20 protein-coding genes and 1 riboswitch are annotated in these 23106 nt (G+C 38.5%); all 20 genes read left to right on the top strand.

Annotation, left to right across the window (positions count from 1 at the left end):
- Positions 1 to 3 precede the first annotated feature (3 nt).
- The 20 genes from V6255_RS10275 (at position 4) to V6255_RS10180 (ending at position 23029) form a co-directional block, all read left to right on the top strand.
- Positions 4 to 1188: a cobalt-precorrin-5B (C(1))-methyltransferase gene (locus V6255_RS10275; RefSeq protein ID WP_341628070.1), complete on the top strand. Its 1185-nt coding sequence runs from the start codon at positions 4 to 6 to the stop codon at positions 1186 to 1188.
- Positions 1185 to 1988, top strand: coding sequence for a precorrin-6A/cobalt-precorrin-6A reductase (locus tag V6255_RS10270; protein ID WP_341628069.1), 804 nt, complete (start codon positions 1185 to 1187; stop codon positions 1986 to 1988). The genes V6255_RS10275 and V6255_RS10270 overlap by 4 nt, the downstream gene beginning before the upstream one ends.
- Positions 1978 to 2619, top strand: a complete 642-nt coding sequence (locus tag V6255_RS10265) for a precorrin-8X methylmutase (protein WP_341628068.1) — start codon at positions 1978 to 1980, stop codon at positions 2617 to 2619. Before V6255_RS10270 ends, V6255_RS10265 begins: the two co-directional genes overlap by 11 nt.
- Positions 2619 to 4040, top strand: coding sequence for a precorrin-6y C5,15-methyltransferase (decarboxylating) subunit CbiE (gene cbiE, locus V6255_RS10260; RefSeq protein ID WP_341628067.1), 1422 nt, complete (start codon positions 2619 to 2621; stop codon positions 4038 to 4040). The genes V6255_RS10265 and cbiE overlap by 1 nt, the downstream gene beginning before the upstream one ends.
- A gap of 3 nt (positions 4041 to 4043) precedes the next feature.
- Positions 4044 to 4805, top strand: a complete 762-nt coding sequence (cobI, locus tag V6255_RS10255) for a precorrin-2 C(20)-methyltransferase (RefSeq protein WP_341628066.1) — start codon at positions 4044 to 4046, stop codon at positions 4803 to 4805.
- Positions 4802 to 5566, top strand: a complete 765-nt coding sequence (locus V6255_RS10250) for a cobalt-precorrin 5A hydrolase (protein WP_341628065.1) — start codon at positions 4802 to 4804, stop codon at positions 5564 to 5566. Before cobI ends, V6255_RS10250 begins: the two co-directional genes overlap by 4 nt.
- Before the next feature lie 140 nt (positions 5567 to 5706).
- Positions 5707 to 6492, top strand: a complete 786-nt coding sequence (gene cobJ / locus V6255_RS10245; protein ID WP_025565687.1) for a precorrin-3B C(17)-methyltransferase — start codon at positions 5707 to 5709, stop codon at positions 6490 to 6492.
- 237 nt (positions 6493 to 6729) lie between these two features.
- Positions 6730 to 7533 (top strand): precorrin-4 C(11)-methyltransferase, encoded by an 804-nt coding sequence (gene cobM / locus V6255_RS10240; protein WP_341628064.1) that lies wholly within the window; start codon positions 6730 to 6732, stop codon positions 7531 to 7533.
- Entirely contained in the window at positions 7520 to 8653 is a 1134-nt protein-coding gene (gene cobW, locus V6255_RS10235; protein ID WP_341628063.1) for a cobalamin biosynthesis protein CobW, read from the top strand. The genes cobM and cobW overlap by 14 nt, the downstream gene beginning before the upstream one ends.
- A gap of 6 nt (positions 8654 to 8659) precedes the next feature.
- The gene (gene cobN / locus V6255_RS10230; RefSeq protein WP_341628062.1) at positions 8660 to 12490 is read left to right on the top strand and encodes a cobaltochelatase subunit CobN; all 3831 of its coding nucleotides are present in this window, start codon (positions 8660 to 8662) and stop codon (positions 12488 to 12490) included.
- A gap of 59 nt (positions 12491 to 12549) precedes the next feature.
- Entirely contained in the window at positions 12550 to 13203 is a 654-nt protein-coding gene (bluB, locus tag V6255_RS10225) for a 5,6-dimethylbenzimidazole synthase (RefSeq protein ID WP_341628061.1), read from the top strand.
- A 202-nt stretch (positions 13204 to 13405) separates the two neighbouring features.
- Complete coding sequence (locus tag V6255_RS10220; RefSeq protein ID WP_341628060.1) at positions 13406 to 14605, top strand: sirohydrochlorin chelatase; 1200 nt, start codon at positions 13406 to 13408, stop codon at positions 14603 to 14605.
- A 231-nt stretch (positions 14606 to 14836) separates the two neighbouring features.
- Complete coding sequence (locus V6255_RS10215) at positions 14837 to 15451, top strand: histidine phosphatase family protein (protein WP_341628059.1); 615 nt, start codon at positions 14837 to 14839, stop codon at positions 15449 to 15451.
- Positions 15448 to 16371, top strand: coding sequence for an adenosylcobinamide-phosphate synthase CbiB (gene cbiB, locus V6255_RS10210; protein ID WP_341628058.1), 924 nt, complete (start codon positions 15448 to 15450; stop codon positions 16369 to 16371). The genes V6255_RS10215 and cbiB overlap by 4 nt, the downstream gene beginning before the upstream one ends.
- A 72-nt stretch (positions 16372 to 16443) precedes the next feature.
- Entirely contained in the window at positions 16444 to 17508 is a 1065-nt protein-coding gene (locus tag V6255_RS10205) for a threonine-phosphate decarboxylase (RefSeq protein ID WP_341628057.1), read from the top strand.
- 190 nt (positions 17509 to 17698) lie between these two features.
- Positions 17699 to 18148 (top strand): DUF302 domain-containing protein, encoded by a 450-nt coding sequence (locus tag V6255_RS10200; protein ID WP_341628056.1) that lies wholly within the window; start codon positions 17699 to 17701, stop codon positions 18146 to 18148.
- A 283-nt stretch (positions 18149 to 18431) separates the two neighbouring features.
- Entirely contained in the window at positions 18432 to 19193 is a 762-nt protein-coding gene (locus V6255_RS10195) for a transporter substrate-binding domain-containing protein (RefSeq protein WP_341628055.1), read from the top strand.
- Between the two features lie 400 nt (positions 19194 to 19593).
- A riboswitch (FMN riboswitch) is annotated at positions 19594 to 19773 on the top strand.
- A gap of 293 nt (positions 19774 to 20066) precedes the next feature.
- Complete coding sequence (locus tag V6255_RS10190; RefSeq protein WP_341628054.1) at positions 20067 to 20990, top strand: DMT family transporter; 924 nt, start codon at positions 20067 to 20069, stop codon at positions 20988 to 20990.
- A gap of 460 nt (positions 20991 to 21450) precedes the next feature.
- Positions 21451 to 22413, top strand: coding sequence for a YHYH protein (locus V6255_RS10185; RefSeq protein WP_341628053.1), 963 nt, complete (start codon positions 21451 to 21453; stop codon positions 22411 to 22413).
- 91 nt (positions 22414 to 22504) lie between these two features.
- Positions 22505 to 23029: a hypothetical protein gene (locus V6255_RS10180; protein WP_341628052.1), complete on the top strand. Its 525-nt coding sequence runs from the start codon at positions 22505 to 22507 to the stop codon at positions 23027 to 23029.
- The last annotated feature ends 77 nt before the right edge of the window (positions 23030 to 23106 follow it).

Below are 23106 nucleotides of genomic sequence, written 5' to 3'. Positions count from 1 at the left end.
TTTATGTGGCCTGAATCGAGCGAAACAGAACAACCATTACGTAATGGTTTAACCACAGGAAGTTGTGCAACAGCTTGTTGTGTTGCTGCTGTGCGCTCGTTATTAGCCAACAAGCAACCCAATAGTGTTGAAATTACTTTACCACGCGGTGAAAAAGTCGATCTGAATATTATCAGTTACCAACCAATCGACAATGGCATTCGTACCAGCACTATTAAAGATGCTGGTGACGACCCCGATGCCACTCATGGTGCGACGTTGTTTGTTGAATTACGCTTAACCGATCAACAAGGTATTAAATTTAAAGCTGCGGAAGGTGTTGGTACTGTCACTCGAGATGGTTTGGTATTAGCAATTGGCGAACCCGCTATCAATCCTGTACCACGAAAAATGATGAGCGAACATCTTGAACATTATGCGCTAGCTTATCAATACGGTGGTGGTTTTGAAGTGTCAGTGGGTATTGAAAATGGTGAGCAGATTTCACTGAATACCATGAATAGTCGTTTGGGTATTATTGGCGGTTTATCTATTTTAGGCACAACAGGTATTGTCCGTCCTTATTCTTGCGCTGCTTACATTGCTTCTATTCATCAAGGCATTGATGTTGCGCGCGCTAATAATTTCACTCATTTGGCCGCTTCGACGGGTGTTGCTAGTGAGCATGCGATTAAAGCATTTTATCAAATGGATGAAGTGAGCTTAATTGAAATGGGCGACTTTGTTGGTGCGATGTTGAAATATTTACGCCGTGAGAAAGTCGATGCTAAAACAGGTAACCAAATTAAAAAGCTCAGTATTAGTGCGGGCTTTGGTAAGTTAACTAAGCTTGCCAATGGACATTTAGACTTAAATAGCCGTCAATCGAGTATCGATTTTCAGCAGTTAGCTAATATTGCTAAATCCTTAGGGGCGTCGCAAACACTACAGCAGCAAATACTAGATGCTAATACGACTATTGAAGTGTTAAATAAAACCAAAGAAGCTGGATTAGATATTGCCACTGTTGTGTGTGTTGAAGCATTAAAGTTTGCTAAAAGTATTGTTCATGAATCTATTGAAGTAGAGGTCTGGGCCGTTGATAGAAAAGGCTTATTTGTAGCGAATAGTTACAATGATCGCTTTGATAAAAATGGACATCAGATTAAAATATCAGACGAACAATTAAATAGTGAAGTAAAACAATGAAAGTCTTAGTCATTGGTGGCACAGCAGATGGACGTAAACTAGCCACTCAATTATTTGAGTTAGGTTTTGATGTGGTTTATAGCATTGCTGGGATCGTGCGGAAAGCAACGGTACCAGGGCCTGTTATTAGCGGTGGTTTTACGCAATTCGGCGGCTTAGAAAAATACATAACCGACAACCAAATAACTCACCTTGTTGACGCAACACATCCCTTTGCTGAGAAAATGAGCCATACCATTTCACAAGTCACTGAGCGTTTATCTATCCCTGCAATACGTTTTCACCGTAAGCAATGGCTTAAAACCGAAAATGATCATTGGATTGAAGTGTTAGCGTGGCCAGAATTAATTGAAAAAGTAGCCCAACATCAGTCTTTATTTATGACAGCTGGGCAAATATCGCAAGATATTATCGAACAGCTAGCTAAACAAGCTAAGCATCTATTGCTGCGGACAGCGATGCCAGCAAGAGCTATCTTACCTAGCAATGTTACTTGGCTAAAAGCGATTGGCCCTTTTCTGTTAGAAGATGAAAAACAGCTACTTCAAGCCTATAAAATAGATGCCATTATTAGTAAAAATAGTGGTGGTGAAGCTACCTACGCAAAAATACAAGCTGCCGCACAAGCGGGTATTCCCGTTTATCAATTTAAACGCCCTGAGCTTGCACCACTGCAATACGAGTTTGATAATGCAGCTGATTGTATTGCCTTATTACAAACCTGTTTAGCTGAGTCTAAATTGTCTAATTCTGCTTTAGCGTCCTCTGGCGCATCAACTGAGTTTAAAAATGAAATTTGATTATATCCACGATCCGAGCTTGATCGAGAATGAAAGCTTTCGCCAAATTAGAACCTTAACAGACCTTGATCATCTATCAATAGAAGCCCAACAAGTGGTGATGCGTGTTGTACATAGCGTCGGTATTCCTGCGGTTGCTTCACAGGTTAGGCTGAGTGAACGCGCTTGCCAATCAGGTATTAATGCGTTGAAAAAAGGGGCGGCAATCCTGTGTGATGTAGAGATGGTTAAACAAGGCATCACTAAACGAATGATTAAAACTGATCCTTTGTGTTTTTTAAACGCCGAAGGAGTGCCCGAGCGCGCCAAAGCAACGGGCGAAACCAGAACCATGGCTGCATTAACAGCTTGGTTACCTTATTTAGAAGGTAGTGTGGTAGTGATTGGTAATGCGCCGACTGCTTTATTTCGTTTATTAGAAATGATTGATCAAGGTGCGCCTAAACCTGCTTTGATTATCGGTATGCCGGTGGGGTTTGTCGGTGCCGCTGAATCTAAGCAAGCGTTATGGGATGTTCATCAAGAGTTAGGTATTGAATGTATTACTTTATTGGGGCGAGAAGGTGGCAGTGCTGTATCTAGCGCAAGTTGTAATGCCTTATTACGTTGTATCAAAGGAGAGTTGTATTAATGAGCATCATTAAAAAGTTAATGGGAATGTTTGGGGTGAAGCTGCATAGCAGCGCTAAATCATCGTCTAAGTCAGTGCGTGAAATTGCTGTCATTGGCCTAGGCGTAGCTGAAAATGCCATGCTCAGTGAGCAAGCTCTATTCGCATTACAATCAGCAGACTTAGTGATTGGATCTGAGCGTCAATTAAAAACATTAGAAAAGCATTTAGCGATTCAACCTAACATAGAAACATTGGGGGAAGGGGACCAACAACAAGTTGAACCTCAATCAATCAGCTTGCCACCTCGTACTGAAATTATTCCTAAATTAAAAGAATTAAAAGCGCTGATAGAGTCCGAACAAAAAGTCGTCGTATTAGGATCTGGTGATCCGCTTTACTATGGTATCGGGACATGGATCAGTAAACACTTTAACGATGCAGTAGTACGTTTTTTTCCTGCTGTTTCAAGTATTACTCAAGCATGTCATAGCTTATCAATTGCACAACAAGATGTGCATGTAGTGAGCTTACATGGGCGCCCGTTAGCTAAATTAAGAGTGGCTTTGAAAGCACAGCAAACGTTATTGTTATTAACTGACAAAGATAGTTTACCGCATCACCTTGCGGCGGTTTGTAAAGAAACGGGATTTACTGAAGCTGAAATCATTGTATGTGAACGCCTTGGTTACACAGAACAAAAGATATCTCGTTTCACAGTACAAGCATTATTAGAGGCTGAAGCAGAAGAGAATCTCCAAGATTTTGATGCATTACATGTGTCTTTTGTTATTTGTGGTGCAAACAAAGGTTATTTACCGGAGTTTCCGGGGATTAAGGATGCAAATTTTGAAACGGGTGAGTTAGGCAGTAAAGGGATGATCAGCAAACGTGAAGTACGTTTAGCTATTTTGTCACTATTACAACCAAGCAAAAGAGACATTATTTGGGATATCGGTGCAGGTTGTGGTGGTGTATCAGTTGAGATGGCTTATTGGCAACCTAAAGCCAAGGTTTATGCCATTGAACATAACCAAGAGCGATTTGATTGTCTGTTAGCAAATAAGCAAAAATTTGGTGTGGTAAATAATTTAAAAAGTACTTTTGGACGTGCGCCAGAAGCACTGACTGGTTTACCAACGCCTAATAAAATCTTTATTGGGGGCAGTGATGGCGAATTATCTGAGTTACTAGAAACACTGTGGGCCAAACTTCCAGAAGACGGTCAAATTGTTGTTTCTGCTGTGATGGAAAAAACTAAGTCTCAATTACTTAATTTTTATACAAAACGAAGTGTTGCTGAAGATAGTCAATTAGAGACATTACAAGTTGCCGTTAATAAAAGTAGAACGTTAGGTGGTCAGCTTGCTTACAATCCTGCTTTGTCTGTTAGCTTATTTAGCTTTATCAAAAAGAACAACACACAAATAGTAAAGGGATAGAAAATGAATGATCTTGCTTCAACAGTCCAAGCTGGCTTATTTATCGGTGTGGGTGTTGGCCCTGGTGACCCTGAGTTACTAACCTTAAAAGCATATCGAGCGATTCAACATGCTGATGTTATTTGTTATTTAGAAAATGAATCAGGAAAATCGCAAGCACTTGATATCGCTGTTGAAGCATTGAAAAGTCCTATTAAAAAGCAGCAACATTTAGGCGTTCGCTTTGCGATGTCTCGTGAACGTGTTGCGGCTAATTTAGCTTATGACAAAGCAATAGGGCAAATTCAAGAACAATTAAAACAAGGAAAAACGGTCGCATTTTTATGTGAAGGCGATCCGTTGTTCTTTGGATCTTTTACTTATTTATTAGAGCGTTTAGACAGCCAATTCGCTTCACATGTTATTCCTGGTATTCCTGCTTTTGTAGCCGCGACGGCAGAGCTTAAAATACCATTAACGGTATTAAAGCAATCTTTTGCCGTGATCACTGGGCGTCATAGTGACGCAAAAATTAAAGCGGCTTTATTAGAACATGATGCCGTTGTGATCATGAAAGCTGGCATCGAAAGACCGCGTTTATTAACACTGTTAAAAGAAACACAACGTTTTGATGATGCTAACTATTTAGAATATATCAGTCGTGATAATCAAAAGATCATCACTGATTTAAACTTATTAGAAAATACAGCTGGCCCTTATTTTTCATTATTTGTTATTACTCGCCAGGAATTACGTAAGAAAGCTAATCAGGAAATGAAGGTGTGATTAGAATCATTTGCTTAACTGAAGTTGGGTTGCAACTAGCGAGGCGTTTACAGCATCTTTTATCTGATACTGAAAGCGAGGTGTGTTTCAAACCGGTACCTTTTATTGATTCAGTACAAGCCTACTTTAAACAACGAGACACGTTAATTTTCATTTCTGCCACTGGTATCGTTATGCGCACGTTAGCGTCTGTTATTAAAGATAAATATAAAGATCCTGCTGTATTAGTACTTGATGAGAATGGACAATTTGTTATCCCATTATTATCAGGCCATGAAGGTGGAGCGAATGAGCTTGCACGACAAGTTTCAAATCTGCTAGAAAATCAATTAGTGATTACTACTGCTAATCGTTATTTAAAACCAGTTTATGTGGTTGGTATGGGGTGTGAGCGACATTGTCCAGAGCCTGTCTTACACGGTTTATTAGATGAGTGCTTAGCTAAAGCAGGTTTAACGATTAATGATATTAGCGCTATCACCAGTATTGATATTAAAAGTGATGAAGTGGGCTTGATGGCACTAGCTAATCATTTAAATAAACCCTATTTGACCTTTGATACTGGGCAACTTGGGTTAATGGAAGAGCGACTCTCTACTAAGTCTGATTATATTTTTAAAACTGTTGGTGTTTATGGTGTTGCAGAGTCAGCTGCTTTATACCAAGCACAGCAGATGACCAACAATGGCAGTGAACTGCTATTAAATAAACATAAGAATAAACAAGCGACGTGTTCAATAGCACGATCGTATATGCAATAACATTTACCGTTAATGTGATGGGGTAAATTGAGGAAATGGGCTTAATCATCCAAGTTAATAGCCTACGTTAAGAATCTGAGTTAAGAGCTTAAGTTAAGAATTTAAATTAAGAAATAAGTTAAAAGAAAATAGGGAAGAAAATGAGTAATAAAAAACAACTTTTTGTTGTCGGTATGGGACCGGGTGATGCTGATTTAGTGGCTCCTAAAGCATTAAAAGCAGTACAACAAAGTACCGATTTAGTGGCTTATGGACTCTATTTAGATCTTCTAGGTGAACCCTGTAACAACAAAGTGCATCACGATTTACCATTAGGTGAAGAGATTGGGCGTGCACGATTAGCATTAGATTTAGCGGCAAGTGGCAAAACTACATCGCTCATTTCAAGTGGTGATATCGGCATTTACGCAATGGCAACCTTAGTCTTTGAATTACTGGATAGGCAGCTTCAAGGTCTTGAAGAGCACCCTGAATGGTTAGAGGTTGAAATAGATGTTGTACCTGGTATTTCTGCGATGCAAGCTGGTGCAAGCCGTATTGGTGCAATGTTAGGCCATGACTTCTGTACAGTGAGTTTGTCAGACCTGTTAACGCCCTGGGAAACGATTAATAAGCGTATTCACAGCGCAGGCGAAGGCGATTTTGTTATCTCTTTCTATAATCCCGTGTCTAAAAAACGTGATTGGCAGCTTAACCATGCGCGTGATGTGTTATTGAAATATCGTCCAGCATCAACACCGGTTTTATTAGGCCGTCAGTTGACCCGTGAAGATGAAAGTATCCGTATTATCCGTTTAGATGAGTTAGATGCAAAAGATGTGGATATGTTTACGTTAGTGAGTGTTGGCAATAGTGAGTCTCGTCATATCGTCAACGGTGATAAAAACTGGGTTTATACACCTCGTGGTTATAAGAAAAAATTATAGCTAATAGCGTTGCACTACGAACAATTTCTGCGTTTAAAGTGCTCACTTAGAAACTGCGCTCAGCGTTTGAAAAATGAATTATAGCGTCGCACTACGCGCAATTTCTTCGTTGAAAGTACTCACTTGGTGAACCAAGCTCCGTGCTTTCGCCTTGAACTAGCGTGAATTGCTTAGCCATAATTCATTTTAGATTTAACGACGTAAAATATTAAAGAAAAATTAAACAAAGGGTTTTACATGAAAGTTTATTTTATTGGCGCAGGGCCGGGTGATCCTGAATTAATGACGATTAAAGGGGCGCGTTTGTTAAAGCAGTGTCCTGTTGTGTTGTATGCAGGGTCGTTGATTCCACGTCAAACTTTACAAGATGTTGAAGATAGCGCTGAATTGATTGTTGATACGGCGAAAATCAATCTTGATGAGATGGAAGCGTATTTTGTTGAAGCTGCAAAAGCAGGTAAGGATGTGGCGCGTTTACAATGTGGTGATCCTGCTTTATACGGCGCAATTGCAGAGCAAATTCGACGTTTAGAAAAGCATGGTATTGATTATGAAGTCATTCCCGGTGTGAGCGCAACGGCTGCGTCTGCTGCGTATTTAGGTAAAGAGTTAACACTTTCAGGTGTGTCGCAAACGGTGATCATGACGCGTTATGAGGGTAAAACACCTTTCCCTGAACGTGAACGTTTACCGCAACTGGCACAAAGTGGTGCAACTTTAGCAATCCATTTAGGTATTACTAAGATCCGTAAAATCGTGGCCGAGTTAATTCCACATTACGGTGAAGATTGCCCTGTGGCGGTTTGTTACCGCAGTTCATGGCCTGACCAAGATAAAGTCACGGGTACATTAGCTGATATTGCAGAAAAAGTAGAAGCCAAAGGGTTTAAGTTAACGGCACTTATTTTGGTTGGTCACGTATTAGATACGACCAATTTTGAAGATTCGTACCTGTATAAAAAAGATAAACCTAATATTTTCCGTCGTCGTAAAAATACACTTTCCATTGAAGAATTAGAGGTCAAAAATGACAACAAGTAACTCATCAGCAAACAGTGCTTTAAATAACAGCGTTTCATTAAATAAAATTCCAACGACGGTGGTGACTGGCTTTCTTGGTAGCGGTAAAACAACGTTATTAGCTAACTTGCTTAAAAAAGCAAAAGGCAAACGTATTGCCGTGATCATGAATGAATTTGGTGAATTAGATATCGATTCAGAATTACTACGTAGCTGTCCCTTTGATGAAGAAAGTGGATGCGAGGGAGATGGCGCAGAGCTAGTCGGTGGCGATGACGGAATCTACGAATTAGCGAACGGTTGTATCTGTTGTACAGTAGAAGAAGAGTTTTTACCTGTCATGAAAAAATTGGTTGAACGTCGTGACCAAATCGATCATATCCTAATTGAAACATCAGGTTTAGCGTTACCAAAACCATTAGTACAAGCCTTCAATTGGCCGGGTATTAAAGAATATTGCACCGTAGATGCTGTTATTACATTAGTTGATGGTCCTGCAATTGCAGCGGGTCGTTTTGCAGCTGATGAAGATAAAGTAAAAGAACAACGTGCATTAGATGAAAGTTTAGATCATGACCCAAGTTTACAAGAACTATTAGACGATCAACTTAACTCTGCTGATTTAGTGGTCGTGAGCAAAAGTGATTTATTAACTGAAGAAGAGCAAGCACGCGTTAAAGCTGTTATAGAAAAACGTGTACCAAGTTCAGTTAAAACTGCCTATATCAATAATGGTGACGTACCACTTGAAGTGTTAATCGGTATTAATGCGGGTACTGAAAAAACCATTGATAAAGTCCATAACCATCATGATCACCATCATGCTCACGGTGCACATCACGACCACGCACATGACCATTTTGATTCAATGGTGATCAGCTTAGGGACGGTTGATGCTGACAAACTAAAAGTAAGTGTTGAAAAACTATTAAACGAATTTAATTTATTCCGTATTAAAGGTTTTGCAGCTGTTGAAAACAAACCTATGCGCCAAGTATTGCAAGCCGTTGGTAAACGTTTAGAAGTTCACTTCGACCGTTTATGGGAAGCGACTGAAACGCCAAAAACTGAATTAGTGTTGATCGGTAAAGGCTTAGACGAAGCTGCGGTTATTGCTATCTTAAAAAGCGCAGAGGTTTAATAAAAAATGCATCTATTAGCGGCACAACCAGGCGGATTTATTGAAGAAGAAGGCATTGTCGATTTAGCACAATCGCCAGCGCCTTTGGTTGTGTTTAGCGCTGCCGACAGCCAATTAACCGCGCTTTCTGCCGGATTTAAAAAGGTGACCGCTAAACAGGTGAATGCTGAATCTTCGAAAAACCTGTCTTCGAATCGCTTGGCTGAAACGCGTTTAGTTAATTGGACTAACTTACTAAAGCCTGCTGCTTTTGATCTTTATGAAGATAAAGTCCTAGAGCAAGCAGAAGTCGTTGTGGTGTCGCTATTAGGTGGTAAAGCTTATTGGCAATATGGTGTGGAAGGATTAATTCGTTGGTCAAAAGCAAAATCCAATCGCACGCTTATCCTGGTACCCGGTGATGATAATGTTGACCCTGAGTTAATTGAATTATCAAATGTATCCGAAAAAATTCAACATCAAGTATGGCGATACTTACGTGCTGGTGGGTTGGATAACAGTGCACAGCTTTTTGCTTATTTGAATCAGCTTTATTTTGCGTCAAATATTGATGTTAATGACCCTCATTTTTTACCTGTTGCGCAGTTTTATAATGAGCAACAAATCAGACGTAAATGGAAAAGTGAGCAAAGTGTCGTCGCACTAATTTTTTATCGTAGTCATTTACAATCAGCTAACTGCGAGATGTTTGATCAGTTTATTGAGTTGATGTCAGCGAATGGTTTAAACCCATTACCAATAGTGATTAGCTCGTTAAAAGATGAACAAGCTATGAGTGTGGTGAATCAGCTTTTAAGTGTGCATGATTGCCGTTTGATTTTAAACAGCACTGGTTTTGCTGCGAATAGCGTGAGCAGTCCGGGATTAAGCTCTCAACCGAATAGCTTTAAACGCTTGTTTGCCGTTGATATTCCTATTTTACAGCTGGTACTTTCAAGCAGTACTTTACAAGATTGGACGGATTACAAGCAAGGCTTACGCAGCCGTGATATTGCTATGCAGGTGGTACTACCTGAAATGGATGGCAAAGTATTAACTCGCGCCATTAGCTTTAAAACCGAAGCTTTTTTTGACGAAAAAACACAAATTTCATTAGTGCAATATCAATTACATAGCGAGCGTGCTTTGTTTGTGATTGAGTTGGCTAAAAAATATATTCAGCTTTCACGTACCGATAATAAAAACAAACGTATTGCGTTGATCTTAGCGAACTATCCAACCAAAGATGGCCGCATCGGTAACGGTGTAGGATTAGACACGCCAAACTCGACAGTGAATATATTGAATGCCTTAAAGGACGCGGATTATCCTATTGATAGCGTGCCTGAAAACGGTAATAAACTGATTGAAACCTTATTAGAGTCAGTGACCAATAACCCCAATACGTTACATCATTTAGCCTGTTGGCAGAGTTTGTCGTTAAGTGATTACAAAAAAGCCTTTGCAGATTTACCGTTAGTGAGTCAGCAAGCCATTAACGAGCGTTGGGGTAAACCCGAAGATGATATTAAATGTCGTGATGGACGTTTGATGATCTCAGGGATCCGCTTAGGTGAAACCTTTGTCGGTATTCAACCTGCACGTGGCTTTAATATTGATTTACTCGCTAACTACCATGACCCTGATTTAGTGCCTCCGCACAATTATTTAGCCTTCTATTTTTGGCTACGTTTTACTTATCAAGTGAATGCGGTTATTCATGTGGGGAAACACGGTAATTTAGAATGGTTACCGGGTAAAGGCCTCGCGCTTTCTAACGAATGCTGGCCTGATGCAGTGTTAGGTCCAATGCCACATTTTTATCCTTTTATTGTTAACGATCCCGGTGAAGGTGCGCAAGCGAAACGACGTACGCAAGCGGTGATTATTGATCATTTAATGCCGCCAATGACACGTGCTGAAACTTATGGAGAATTGGCTGAGCTTGAAGGTTTAGTCGATGAATATTATCAAGCACAAGGTTTAGACGTTCGTAGGGAAGTGTGGTTACGCGAACAAATTTTAGAAAAAGTACAAAGCACTAATATTCTCGATGAATTAAATGAAGCTGCGCGTGAAGACGATGCTCAGGTATTAGAAGAGTTAGATACTTACCTCTGTGATATTAAAGAAGCGCAAATTCGTCATGGATTGCATATTCTTGGGCAACTGCCGGAACCACATAAAGTAGCGAATACTTTAATTGCTTTATTACGTTTGCCACGTGGTGAAGGCGTTATAAATCAAGGTGTTATACACGTATTAGTGAGTGATTTTTCACTGATGGTGGGGGATCAACCTTTCGACCCTTTAGAAGCGACTCGCGAACAATGGTGTGGTGAAAAACCAGACTTATTAATGAACATTAGTGAAACCCTATGGCGAACGCATGCGGATACGCGTGAGCGTTTAGAGTTGTTGGCCTTAGAATGGGTTGAGCACTTTTTACTTAACGATAACGATCTTATTGAGCTGAATAATTATCCTGCAACACAGGCATTATTAACCTATGCAAAATCAACGATTCAGGCTGCGTTAAATCAAAGTGTTAAAAACGAATTAAGCGCAATCATTGACGGGTTAGATGGCAAATTTATTGAAGCTGGCCCAAGCGGTGCACCAACGCGAGGTCGATTAGATACACTACCAACAGGTAGAAATTTTTATTCTGTTGATAATCGCGCAATACCCTCGAAAGCCGCTTGGGTATTAGGTCAACAATCGGCGCAAGCGTTAATCCATCGTCATTTGCAAGAACATGGCGATTACCCTAAACAACTGGGTTTATCGGTTTGGGGAACGGCAACCATGCGCACTGGCGGTGATGATATTGCACAAGCCTTTGCACTAATGGGCGTTAAACCAATTTGGGCGCAGGGCAGTAATCGCGTGGTGGATTTTGAAATTATTCCATTTCAATTATTGAACCGTCCAAGAGTTGATGTGACTTTAAGAGTTTCCGGTTTTTTCCGTGATGCTTTTGCTAACGTGATGGCATTGTTTGATGCGGCTGTGGTTGCCATTAGCGAACTCAATGAACCGGGCAGCGGTAATTTAATCCAACAAAATATTAAACAACGTGAAGCACAGTTAATTGCCGATGGTATGGCAATTGGTGAGGCTAAACGCGAAGCCAGTTATCGTGTATTTGGTTCTAAACCGGGTGCTTATGGCGCAGGATTACAAGGTTTAATTGATGAACGTTGTTGGGAAGAGAAAAGCGATTTAGCTGAAGCGTATTTAAACTGGGGTGGTTACGCCTACGGTAACAGCGATAAAGATGGCGTGCAGGCTAAAGATGCCTTTTTACATCAACTAAGTAACATTGAAGTCGTAGTACAAAATCAAGATAACCGTGAACATGATTTATTAGATTCCGATGACTATTACCAATTTCAAGGTGGCATGAGTAACGCGGCACAAGTGTATTCAGGTAAAGCACCAGCCATTTATCATAGTGACCATAGTAATCCAAGTAAGCCTATTATTCGTACTTTAAAGGAAGAATTGAATCGTGTGATACGTTCGCGTGTTTTAAATCCTAAATGGATTGAAGGAATGCGTGAACATGGTTACAAAGGGGCTTTTGAAATGGGCGCCACGGTTGATTATCTTTTTGCTTATGATGCGACCACAGATTTGATTGCCGATTATCAATATGAGCAAGTGACTGACACGCTACTGTTTGATGATGTTAATCAGCAGTTTTTAAAAGATAATAATCCACAAATTATGGAAGAGATGGCTGAGCGCTTAATGGAAGCGGCGCAACGTGGTTTATGGCAAGCGCCTGATGAATATCAACAAAAGCTACAAGATCTCCTGTTACAGTGTGATGAGATGCAAGAAGCTAAGTAAAGTCAGTTGGATATAAAGCAAAACAAAAAAGCACTTAATTAAAAGTAAAGTAGTCAATAATGAAAAGTCAGCATAGCTATAGTCAAGTTGAGAAAGAAGCCGTTTATCGCGTGATTAAAGAACGGCGAGATATGCGTCATTTTAGTCATGAGCCGCTTGAGAAAGGATTGTTAACGCGTTTACTAACGGTTGCGAATCAAGCACCAAGTGTTGGCTTAATGCAACCGTGGCGATTTATTCGTATTACAGACAATGCATTAAAATCGTCGATAAAAACGTTAGTGGAAACTGAACGTAATATAACAGCAGAACTTTTGAATCAGCGTAAGAATGACTTCTTAAAGTTAAAAGTAGAAGGTATTTCAGAGTGTGCTGAATTGATTGTGGTTGCCTTGCCTGAAGGACGTGAGAAACATCTGTTTGGTCGTCGTACTATGCCCGATATGGATTTAGCGTCAGTGGCCTGTGCGATTCAAAATATGTGGTTAGCGGCACGCGCTGAAGGGATTGGTCTTGGTTGGGTCTCTTTGTTTGACCCGATTCAATTAGCCAATTTATTAAATATGCCAGAAGACAGCCGACCGATTGCACTTTTATGTATCGGACACGTTGAAAAATTTTATGAAAAGCCAATGTTGATTGAACAAAACTGGGCTCAGGCAGCAGAAGTTGATACTTTTTTGTTTGAGAATAGCTGGCCAGAAAGTAAGTAGTTGTCGTTATTAAATGATTAGGTACGCGAATCTAGTGATACGAATTTAGAAAAAATAAACAATTGTCGATTGCTGTTTTAGCTGTCATTGATACCATGGCGAAATAAATGCGTTCAAGCCGAATCAATTCCGTTTACAGCAAATTAATAGCGCCAAATGAAGTGTAAATAAAAAACAATTAAAAGATATAAAGAGATTAAAAATGAATAATAAAGTAGTTAAAAAAGGCATTATGGTTTGTGGTCACGGTAGTCGTGATAAAGACGCTGAAATGGAATTCTCATTGGTTGCTGAAGGGTTAAAAAAACGTTTTCCTGACCTGCCTGTTGAATACGGATTCTTAGAGTATTCTGCGCCCAACATTCACATGGGTTTAAACAGCTTGATCAACCAAGGTGTTGAGCATATTTATGCGGTACCGGGTATGTTATTTGCTGCAACACATGCTAAAAATGATATTCCTTCTGTATTAACTACTTTTGAAGAAAAAAATGAAGGCTTAGCAGTAAGTTACGGCAAAGAATTAGGTTTACAAGAGCCAATGATCAACGCGTTTCAAGCACGTATTTATGAATCATTAGGGTTAGATGCTGATAATCCACCTGCTGAATTATACGATACGATGTTAGTGGTTGTTGGCCGTGGTACCTCTGATACACAAGCGAATGCTGAAGCGGCTAAATTAACACGTATAGTTAGTGAAAATATGGGCTTTGGTTGGGCTGATACGGTTTATTCAGGTGTGACTTATCCTTCAGTTGGTGTGGGCCTTGAAAAACTGATTAAACTTGATTACAAACGTATTGTGGTTGCGCCTTATTTCCTATTTACAGGTCGTTTAATTAAACGTATTTCTGGTTATGTTGATAAAGTTGCAAAAGAAAACCCAAGCATTGAATTTATTAACACACCCTACTTACGTGACCATAACAAAGTCATCGATGCATTTGAAGTCCGTGTTCGTGACATCATGGATAATACACAATCAAGTGAAGAAGATTTAATGGCGATATTCAAGCGTCGTTTAGCTGCTGGTGAAGTTGATGTACATCACCATCATGCAGAATATCAAGATCCAGCAAAAGAGCAGGCTCATTCGCACGATCATGACCATTCTCACAGCCACGATCATGCACATGATGAGCATTCACACGGTCACTCACATGATACTGAACACTCACACACCGATCATTCTCATAGCCATGACCACGCTCATACGCATGTAGAGCCTCATAGTCACGGTGTGTATAAACATATTGCACATCCATTAGGCCCTAGAACCATGATTGGTGAAGGCGTCTGTTGTTGTTTCATGGGACAATTCCCACAATGGTTATTGGATGAAGAAAAAGAGCGCATTGATAATGGCGTTCAAGGTGAAGCGTTAGCACACCGAAAATAATAGTTGCTAATCAACTAGTGAATCTAATAAACAGTTAACAACAATGTCTGATAACTGTTTACCAGAAATTAAGCACCGTATATTATTATTTTATACGGTGATTTTATACTACGGTTTAAATGAAGTTTGATAACTTATTCGATATGCTAAATAGCTTAAATATCTGGAATAGTACTATCAAAGTTTATCACTATCACTTTACACAACACTCCATTAATATAAGAGTTCACATTGAATAAGAAAACTACTTTTTATCTTGCCCGTCATGGACAAACTGAATGGAATGTTGCACACCGTATTCAAGGTCAACTGGATAGTTCACTTACACCAGAAGGTAAAATTCAAGCTGCTTTATTGGCAGAACAATGCCGCACACTAAACATTACTCAAATTCTAACGTCTCCGTTAGGGCGAGCAGTACAAACGGCTGATATTTGTAGCCAAGAATTGCAAATTAAACCCATATTAGTAAAAGGTTTTGAAGAGCGTCACTTCGGGGAGTGGCAAGGACAGTTTACCTACGAAGTACAACCTTTAGCTGATTATGATGAAATAACCTCTGAAATTACCGACTGTAAACCAGCACAAGGTGAAAGCGCAAAGCAACTATTAACACGTTTTGAAACGACCTTAAGAAAAGAATTAAAAAATGCTTCAAAAGAAGTTTCTTTGATTATTATTCATGGCGATATTTTACGTTGTTTTATGGCACAATTTGTTCCTGATTTAATACCGACTCCTCACTCATCACCAAAAGAAAATGCAAGTACAGGGTACGATTATAAAAATGCTGAGTTAATAGCACTCAGTTATGATCAGAATACCGGTACCTTCTCAAGCTTATGATTGTATTTTTTACTTTAGTCATGGCATTGATTATTGACCATTTTATTGGCGAGCCTAATCGTTATCATCCATTGATAATATTTGGTAATGTTGCGAACAAACTAGAAAAGAAATTCAATAAAGGAAACGATCAACAGCGTTTTATTAATGGGGCTGTGGCGTGGGCTTTATTAGTATTACCGATACCGTTAATTTACTTCATAATAATGTGGTTACTCCCAGGGTACTTAGTGGTTTTAATCAATATTTATGTCGTTTATTGGGCGGTGGCATTAAACAGTCTTAATGCACATGGCATGCAAATATACCACCCCTTGAACAATGATGATCTTTCGCAAGCGCAACATTTCTGCTCTTATATTGTCAGTCGTGATACTAGCCAATTAGATGCGCAAGCAATCAGCCGAGCAACCACCGAATCTATGCTTGAAAATGGTCATGATGGTGTTACAGCAACGCTTATTTATTTTGTAATCGGTGGGGCTCCATTGGTCATTATTCATCGCTTAAGTAACACATTGGATGCCATGTGGGGTTATCGGACTGAGCAGTTTAACTATTTTGGAAAATGCAGTGCACGAATGGATGATTTATTAGGGTTTGTCAGTGCTAAAATCACCACACTATTATTCGTCGTGATTGGTTTATTTAATAGCACAGCCAAAAAGGCGTTAATCAATGCATACCAACAAAGCCTTGAGTATAAAAGCCATAACGGTGGGTGGGTAATGGCATCTGGCGCAACGGTGATTAAAACGTGTTTAGGTGGCAGTGCCGTTTACTTTGGTAAGACGGTTGTCTCTCCGCAATTAGGTGAAGGCGAAGTTGTGCAAAGTAAACATATTAAAGCGAGTTTACGGCTAGTGAAACAGGCAGTTATCTTGTGGATATTAATCATTTTTGTCTGGTCATTTTTCTAATTTTTATAGTAAATTACCAATGAAAAACCTTCATTTACGTATTCATTCTATCAATTAAAAAGGCGTTAAATCATGGCTATTTTACATGGAGGTCAACTAAGTCGTGTTGCAAAACAATACCAAATCCCAGAAAATGAATGGTTAGATCTATCAACGGGTATTGCACCGTTCAGCTACGGTATTCCAGTGATTCCAGCTAAAGCTTGGCAAGATCTCCCTACTATATCCTCATCTCTCATTAAAGCTGCTAAACATTATTACCGTGCTGATTTTTGTTGGCCTGTAGCTGGGAGCCAGCAGTTAATAGAAAAGCTGCCTAAATTGTGGGATGAAAAGTTAAACCAGAGAGTAAGTGAAAAGCACGATGTAAAAAATAGCAGAGTGGAAAATACTGAAATCAAACACGCTTATCTACCTAAGGTCGGTTACAAAGAGCATCAACAAGCTTGGTCTAAAGCGGGTTATCAATTACACTTTTATCAACAATGCTTACCGGAAAATATCGAGAAAAATAGTATTGTTGTGGTGATTAATCCAAATAATCCGCTCACGGATACCTTTACCATTTCACAACTTCTCAGCTTAAAAAAATACTGTGAACAACAACAAGCACTATTAATTATTGATGAAGCCTTTGCAGATATATTCGTTCCAGAATTTAGCTTTGTACCGCATATTATTAATCATCAACACGAGCACAATGATGTGATCGTATTACGTTCATTTGGTAAGTTCTTTGGATTGGCTGGTGTACGTATTGGCTTTGCCTGTAGTACTCAAATATGGTGTGAAACGATTAAAAAAAGTATTGGCCCTTGGTCTATTAATGGTCCTGCTTTATTTATTGCAGAGCAAGCGTTGCAAGATAAACAATGGCAAGTTGAGCAAAATAAGCGTCTCGATCAACAAAGTCAGATCATGCAACAGTTATTGAAAACATACCTTCCTGCAGCACGTGTTGAAGCTAATGCTTTATTCATTACAGTATTTTTAATTAATGCACCAGCCGTATATGAAAAATTATGTCAGCAAGCCGTTTATGTACGTTTAACTGATGAAAACAATGCACTTCGTTTTGGCCTTACTGACAAGGTTAATACACAACGTTTATCCGACGCATTAGCAACGATTGTTTAATATTTATATTTAAACGTAAAGAATCGTCTTAATCATCTTTTATGCAATAACCTATCTACTATCAAAATATGTGAGCGCTGTAAAATTGTTGATGTTTTTCATTGCTCAATATCTATAAAGTAAACTAGCCGCATTATAAATATGATGGTACTTTAAATTTTATTTTAAACCCACACGAAGAGAAATAATCATGAAAAAACTTATTACGTTACTATTTTTGTCACTTTTTATCTCAAGTCATGCCAATGCAGCAGATGGATTAATCTCTGTTGAAAGTAAGCATTCAGTGAAAGAAACAGCTGATAAGTTTGCCTCAATTGTAGAACAAAAAGGGTTAACTTTATTTGCTCGTATTGATCATCAAAAGAATGCCGCCGGTGTGGATTTAACCTTAAGAGAGACTGAGGTTATACTTTTTGGTAGTCCTAAAGTGGGGACACCATTGATGCAATGCGCACAAACAATGGCCATTGACCTACCTCAAAAAGTACTCGTATGGAAAGATGCAGATAACAAAGTATGGCTTTCATATAACGACCCTGAATACCTAAAAAAAAGACACAGTATCGAAGGTTGTGATCCGGTAATAAAAAAAGTGTCTAACGTATTAAGTGCGTTAACGGGTGCAGCTGCTAAATAAGCGCTACACAGTTTTTATTACAGTCTTAATCTCTTTTATAAGATTGACATGGCACGTTAGCGAATAAGCTAACATTCTTTTATCTTTTTTAAACGGTTAAAGTTAAATATTGGATAGCTAAGCTCATGATTCTGATGCATCATTCTTAATGAGTTATTTCGTTTCGATTTAAATAGTAATTCACCAAGAGCAATTTCAATATTAATGCGAATCTCAATATTAATATCAATATCAATATCAATATCAATGTAACTAACAACTATCACCTTAAATAAGGACATTTATGAAACTCTCTCACATTGCTTTAATTTCTATTGCTGCTTTAAGCTTTAATGCTCAAGCAGACTTACTTGACGATATTCAAGAAAAAGGTGTGTTAACCGTTGGCACAACCGGTGACTACAAACCTTTTACGTATTTTGATGGTAGTAATTACTCTGGTTACGATGTTGATGTTGCCAAGCACGTTGCAGAGCAACTAGGCGTTGAAGTGCGCTTTGTAAATACCACTTGGAAGCACTTAGTTTCAGACCTAAAAGACGGTAAATATGATATCGCAATGGGGGGAATTACACGCCGTATGTCTCGTCAATTAGCGGCTGAGCAATCTCAAGGTTACATGACATTTGGTAAAGTATTTTTAGTAGCTAATGGTAAAGAGGCGCAATACGATACGTTGCAAGAAGTGAATGTACCTAGTGTTAAAGTTGGTGTGAATATCGGTGGGACTAACGAGAAATTTGCAGAGCAGTTTTTAACTAAAGCCACCATTGTAAAGTATGAAAATAACTTGGATGTACCTAAAGCTGTTTCAACAGGGAAAGTCGATGTAATGGTAACTGAAACGCCAGAAGCGCTGTATTACCAAACAATAGATAAAACGCTACAAGCGGTGAGAGAAGAAAATCCCTTTACTAAAAGCCAGTTTGGTTACTTGATGCCAACAGGTGAGCAACGTTTATTAAATACGGTGAACTTCATTATGGATGAAATGAAGCTAAAAGGTGTTGATGAAACGTTAATGAAGAAAAATTCTTTAATGTAAATGTTGAAGTTACCTTTAAAAGTAAACGATAAAATGATGTTGTTACTTTTTTAATCTAAGCATTTTTTAAATGTACTTTTAAGGCCTAGCTAATTTAGTTGGGCTTTTTTTATGGCTAAGCATTTTTGTTTCTTGTTTTAACTTTCAGCTTTGAAGCATTGCTTTAATCCGCTAAGAACTATTGCTGTGTAAATCAGTAAATCAGTAAATCAGTAAATCAGTAAATCAATAAAGCTATCTAAGAAAATAGCGAATAAGCATATCTAATAAACATTGCCGATAAAGAATAAAGTGTGAACTCCATCATTTAGCTTGTTTTTTAAAAAAACCTTATTAATATAACAATCAGTTAAACGACTTTATTTATTGTTAATAACAATGAGTAAAGGACCTTTAGCTAACTCGACTTCAGGGCGGGGTGTAATTCCCCACCGGTGGTATTTTTACAGAGTATAATTTTCTAGTAAAAGAGCCCACGAGCGCCTAGCCTTATTAAGGTAACTTTTGATAAAGCTAGGGTCAGCAGATTTGGTGAGACGCCAAAGCCGACGGTTATAGTCCGGATGGAAGAAGATCGATAATAAATAGATTTACCTTATATTAAAAACAGATCAGGTTAGGCGATGAATAATGCCAGCGATTGTTTCTGTTATTTGTATTTTTTGCTTTAGTCGCAGGGCATTTTCCTGTGTCTATTCGCATGGTTAAAGTACCTAAAGTTATCTGTCATCACGCTATAAGTTTACGGATATTTTTGTACTGTAAAATTTAAGTCTATTTGTTGGATTCTTTAGTGATTAGGTTTGTTTGATCCTATTGAATCATGTTCTTTCCAAGCTCTGTCCTTCTCTCCTTTTTTGTTTAGGAAATGTAATGACAGGTATTATCTTTATTTTTCTCGCGTGCCTACTTTGGGCCGCAGATACATTAATTCGCTACCCTTTATTATTTGGTGGTTCCAGTGCGCAACAAATAGTGTTATTTGAACACTTAATTGTATTTGTTGTACTGATTGGTATTTTTGTATTTAAGCGTCGTAAACCAAGCTTTTTAAGTCGTGGAACCTTACTGCCATTTATTGTGATTGGTGTTTTTGGATCGGCTCTTGGAACATTGGCTTTTACCGAAGCTTTCTATCTCGCTAATCCAACCGTGGTTATTTTATTACAAAAGCTACAGCCTTTAGTTGCTGTGACCTTAGCGTGTGTCTTATTAAAAGAACAAATCAACCCTCGCTTCTTTTTCTGGTTAGGTATTGCTTTATTGGGTAGCTTATTACTTATTTGGCCAGATTTACAAATACTCTCTACTAGTTTTAAAGAAGGTAATATAGAGCATAACAACAATGCATTATTAGGTTATGGCCTTGCTTTATTTGCTGTGGTTAGTTGGGGATGTGCCACCGTGTTTGGTAAAAAACTTAGCACCAAAGGCTTAGATAGCGTGGACTTAATGGTTGGCCGTTTTAGTTTTGGTTTATTAGGGATGTTGCCTTTTGCCTTTATGACACCAACCTTAATCACAACGGTAGAGATAAGTGTTTTACAAAAAATAGCGATACTCGCTTTGCTATCAGGTGTGTTAGGTATGTATTTTTATTACCAAGGCCTAAAACGTATTCCTGCTCATTGGGCAACATTGGCTGAAATGTTCTTCCCTGTTGCCGCTATTTTTATCAATTGGTTATTTTTAAGTGTGGAAATGACACAAGTTCAATTGGTGGGTGCCGTTACGCTAATTGCTGCTAGTACTATGGTGCAACGAAAACCAATGGAAAGAGCGATTAAAACTGCTTAATAGTGGCTGTCTAATAGCGACTGCTTAATCGTTAGATTGTCTACAGTTAGGCTCTTTGAATAACAAAGAGCCTAATACCAATCACAATAAATAGCTTATTTATTTTACTTGTTAGAACAGTCTACTTCCTCGTTGTAAATGTCGTAAAAGGAACAGCCATTAAAGAATTAACCTCTTTTGGTTAATCTTCTAAAGGCTCAATTTACGCCTTAAATTGAACTGTTTTTCCAGCGTGAAATTTAGATGATATATTTAATGTAATCGCTGTAACACGTTATTTTAACTGCTTTTTATCCTCAATACTGAGGACGACTTCCTTATTTAAACAATCTTTTTTAGCTTGTCACATCAAGTATTTCAACTTACTTAAGTCTATTATTGTATTTTGCATTGTATTTGCACGGTGTTTGCACATTTAATCGTTATTGTTGGTTAAATTTAATTGATTTGAGCTAAAAAAATGCAACATTATGGTGTCAAAGCTGGAGACGTTTTAAAAAAATCATCTGGTATTCTTATTGCTTTCTCATTAGTTGCATGTGGTTCAGGTGTTGAAACTACCACTGAAATAACTACAACTATTGACTCTGTAACAGAATCTACAGAGGGCGTTTTATGTGACTACTCATACAGTGAATATAACGACTCAGAGTCAGTACAGGCAACAAGTACTTCTAACTGGAGTTGCAGTAGTAATACTCGTGATTTAGTGGCTAATGGTATTCCTGACCATGATGTCGGAGAGTTTCCGAATGAAGGTAATCCTAATACTATTTATGAACAATCAGTCAGCGAAAGCTTTACCTTGGAGCCAGTTGAAACAACAAGTTCGACTACTTTAGGTGGCCCGCGTGGCAATATTGGTGTGGTGTTAAATGGTATTAAAATTGATGCTGGCACAGCAGGTAGTTGTGATGATTCAGGAGACAGTTGTAGTTTAGTTGATAACAGTGGCAACTGGAGCATTGAAGCATTAGGTCAAGATGTATTTTATTTTGGTACTGACAGCAATAATGCGCACGTTCAGCCCGATGGAACTTATCATTATCATGGAATGCCAGAAGGGTTTATTGCACTTCAAGGTGGCGATAGTTCGAACGTGACATTAATTGGTTGGGCGGCCGACGGTTTTCCTATTTACGCCCGTTACGGTTATTCCGACGCAGGTGATGAAACGTCGGATATTAAACTTATCACTGGTAGTTACCAATTAGTCAGTGATATTAGTGATAGTCGTCCATCGACTGATATCTATGCACTTGGTTCATTTTTACAGGATTGGGAATATGTGGAAGGTTCAGGAGATCTTGATGAGTGTAATGGTCGTGTTGGTGTCACTCCTGAGTTTCCTGCTGGGATTTACCATTATTATGCAACGGATAGTTATCCATACTTTCAACGTTGCGTAAAAGGTCAGCTCTAACCTTATTAATAAGCTTTAAATAGCCATTAAAAAATAGATAAGCATCATATTAAAACTAATTGTAAAGATCACCTGAAAAATGTGAGAAAAAATGAAGTCCTTGAAAAAAATATTAATAAATGTCGCTAGCCTTAGTCTTTTAACTCTTCCTATGGCCGGTTCTGCTCATTTAATGGTTCCTGAAAATGGGACGTTAAACTTTGTTGATGATAATGTTTATGTTGTTTTATCATTACCTATCTCTGCTTTTAAAGGGATTGATGACGACCATGATGGACATGTTTCATTGAAAGAATTTAATGATCACAGAACAGAAATAAGTGCGAATGTTATGCATAATGTTTATTTATCTGACGTGAACAATAAGTTTAATATTGATGGTTTATTACTTAATCCAACCGCATCACATGAAAATACTGCTGAAATAGACGAATTGACCATTATGGGGCGTTACTCTTTACCAACCCCAGATATCAAGGTGAGCTTTAGTGTAAAACTGTTTAGTGTGCATAAAAAGCTGCAACACTACGACATTACTGCGACTAATAAAAAACAAGCGCTTCACAATAAATTTCAACTTAATCCAACAACACCTTCTACGATCGTATTTAAATAATCAATAAACTTGAAAACAGCAGTGTTGTCTCGCTTTGCTTATCCAGCACTGAGGTTACTTAGATTAAAAAGCGGAAC

This window comes from Psychromonas arctica (assembly GCF_038155225.1).
Taxonomy (GTDB): Bacteria; Pseudomonadota; Gammaproteobacteria; order Enterobacterales; family Psychromonadaceae; genus Psychromonas; species Psychromonas arctica_B.
The sequence above is the reverse complement of the archived record's forward strand: the minus strand, read 5'-3'. Positions and strand labels throughout refer to the sequence as shown.

Excerpts from the sequence above, each read along its gene's own strand:
- V6255_RS10275 (WP_341628070.1), top strand. The coding sequence starts at position 4 with ATGTGGCCTGAATCGAGCGAAACAGAACAACCATTACGTAATGGTTTA.
- V6255_RS10270 (WP_341628069.1), top strand. The coding sequence starts at position 1,185 with ATGAAAGTCTTAGTCATTGGTGGCACAGCAGATGGACGTAAACTAGCC.
- V6255_RS10265 (WP_341628068.1), top strand. The coding sequence starts at position 1,978 with ATGAAATTTGATTATATCCACGATCCGAGCTTGATCGAGAATGAAAGC.
- cbiE (WP_341628067.1), top strand. The coding sequence starts at position 2,619 with ATGAGCATCATTAAAAAGTTAATGGGAATGTTTGGGGTGAAGCTGCAT.
- cobI (WP_341628066.1), top strand. The coding sequence starts at position 4,044 with ATGAATGATCTTGCTTCAACAGTCCAAGCTGGCTTATTTATCGGTGTG.
- cobJ (WP_025565687.1), top strand. The coding sequence starts at position 5,707 with ATGAGTAATAAAAAACAACTTTTTGTTGTCGGTATGGGACCGGGTGAT.
- cobM (WP_341628064.1), top strand. The coding sequence starts at position 6,730 with ATGAAAGTTTATTTTATTGGCGCAGGGCCGGGTGATCCTGAATTAATG.
- cobW (WP_341628063.1), top strand. The coding sequence starts at position 7,520 with ATGACAACAAGTAACTCATCAGCAAACAGTGCTTTAAATAACAGCGTT.
- cobN (WP_341628062.1), top strand. The coding sequence starts at position 8,660 with ATGCATCTATTAGCGGCACAACCAGGCGGATTTATTGAAGAAGAAGGC.
- bluB (WP_341628061.1), top strand. The coding sequence starts at position 12,550 with ATGAAAAGTCAGCATAGCTATAGTCAAGTTGAGAAAGAAGCCGTTTAT.
- V6255_RS10220 (WP_341628060.1), top strand. The coding sequence starts at position 13,406 with ATGAATAATAAAGTAGTTAAAAAAGGCATTATGGTTTGTGGTCACGGT.
- cbiB (WP_341628058.1), top strand. The coding sequence starts at position 15,448 with ATGATTGTATTTTTTACTTTAGTCATGGCATTGATTATTGACCATTTT.
- V6255_RS10205 (WP_341628057.1), top strand. The coding sequence starts at position 16,444 with ATGGCTATTTTACATGGAGGTCAACTAAGTCGTGTTGCAAAACAATAC.
- V6255_RS10200 (WP_341628056.1), top strand. The coding sequence starts at position 17,699 with ATGAAAAAACTTATTACGTTACTATTTTTGTCACTTTTTATCTCAAGT.
- V6255_RS10195 (WP_341628055.1), top strand. The coding sequence starts at position 18,432 with ATGAAACTCTCTCACATTGCTTTAATTTCTATTGCTGCTTTAAGCTTT.
- V6255_RS10190 (WP_341628054.1), top strand. The coding sequence starts at position 20,067 with ATGACAGGTATTATCTTTATTTTTCTCGCGTGCCTACTTTGGGCCGCA.
- V6255_RS10185 (WP_341628053.1), top strand. The coding sequence starts at position 21,451 with ATGCAACATTATGGTGTCAAAGCTGGAGACGTTTTAAAAAAATCATCT.
- V6255_RS10180 (WP_341628052.1), top strand. The coding sequence starts at position 22,505 with ATGAAGTCCTTGAAAAAAATATTAATAAATGTCGCTAGCCTTAGTCTT.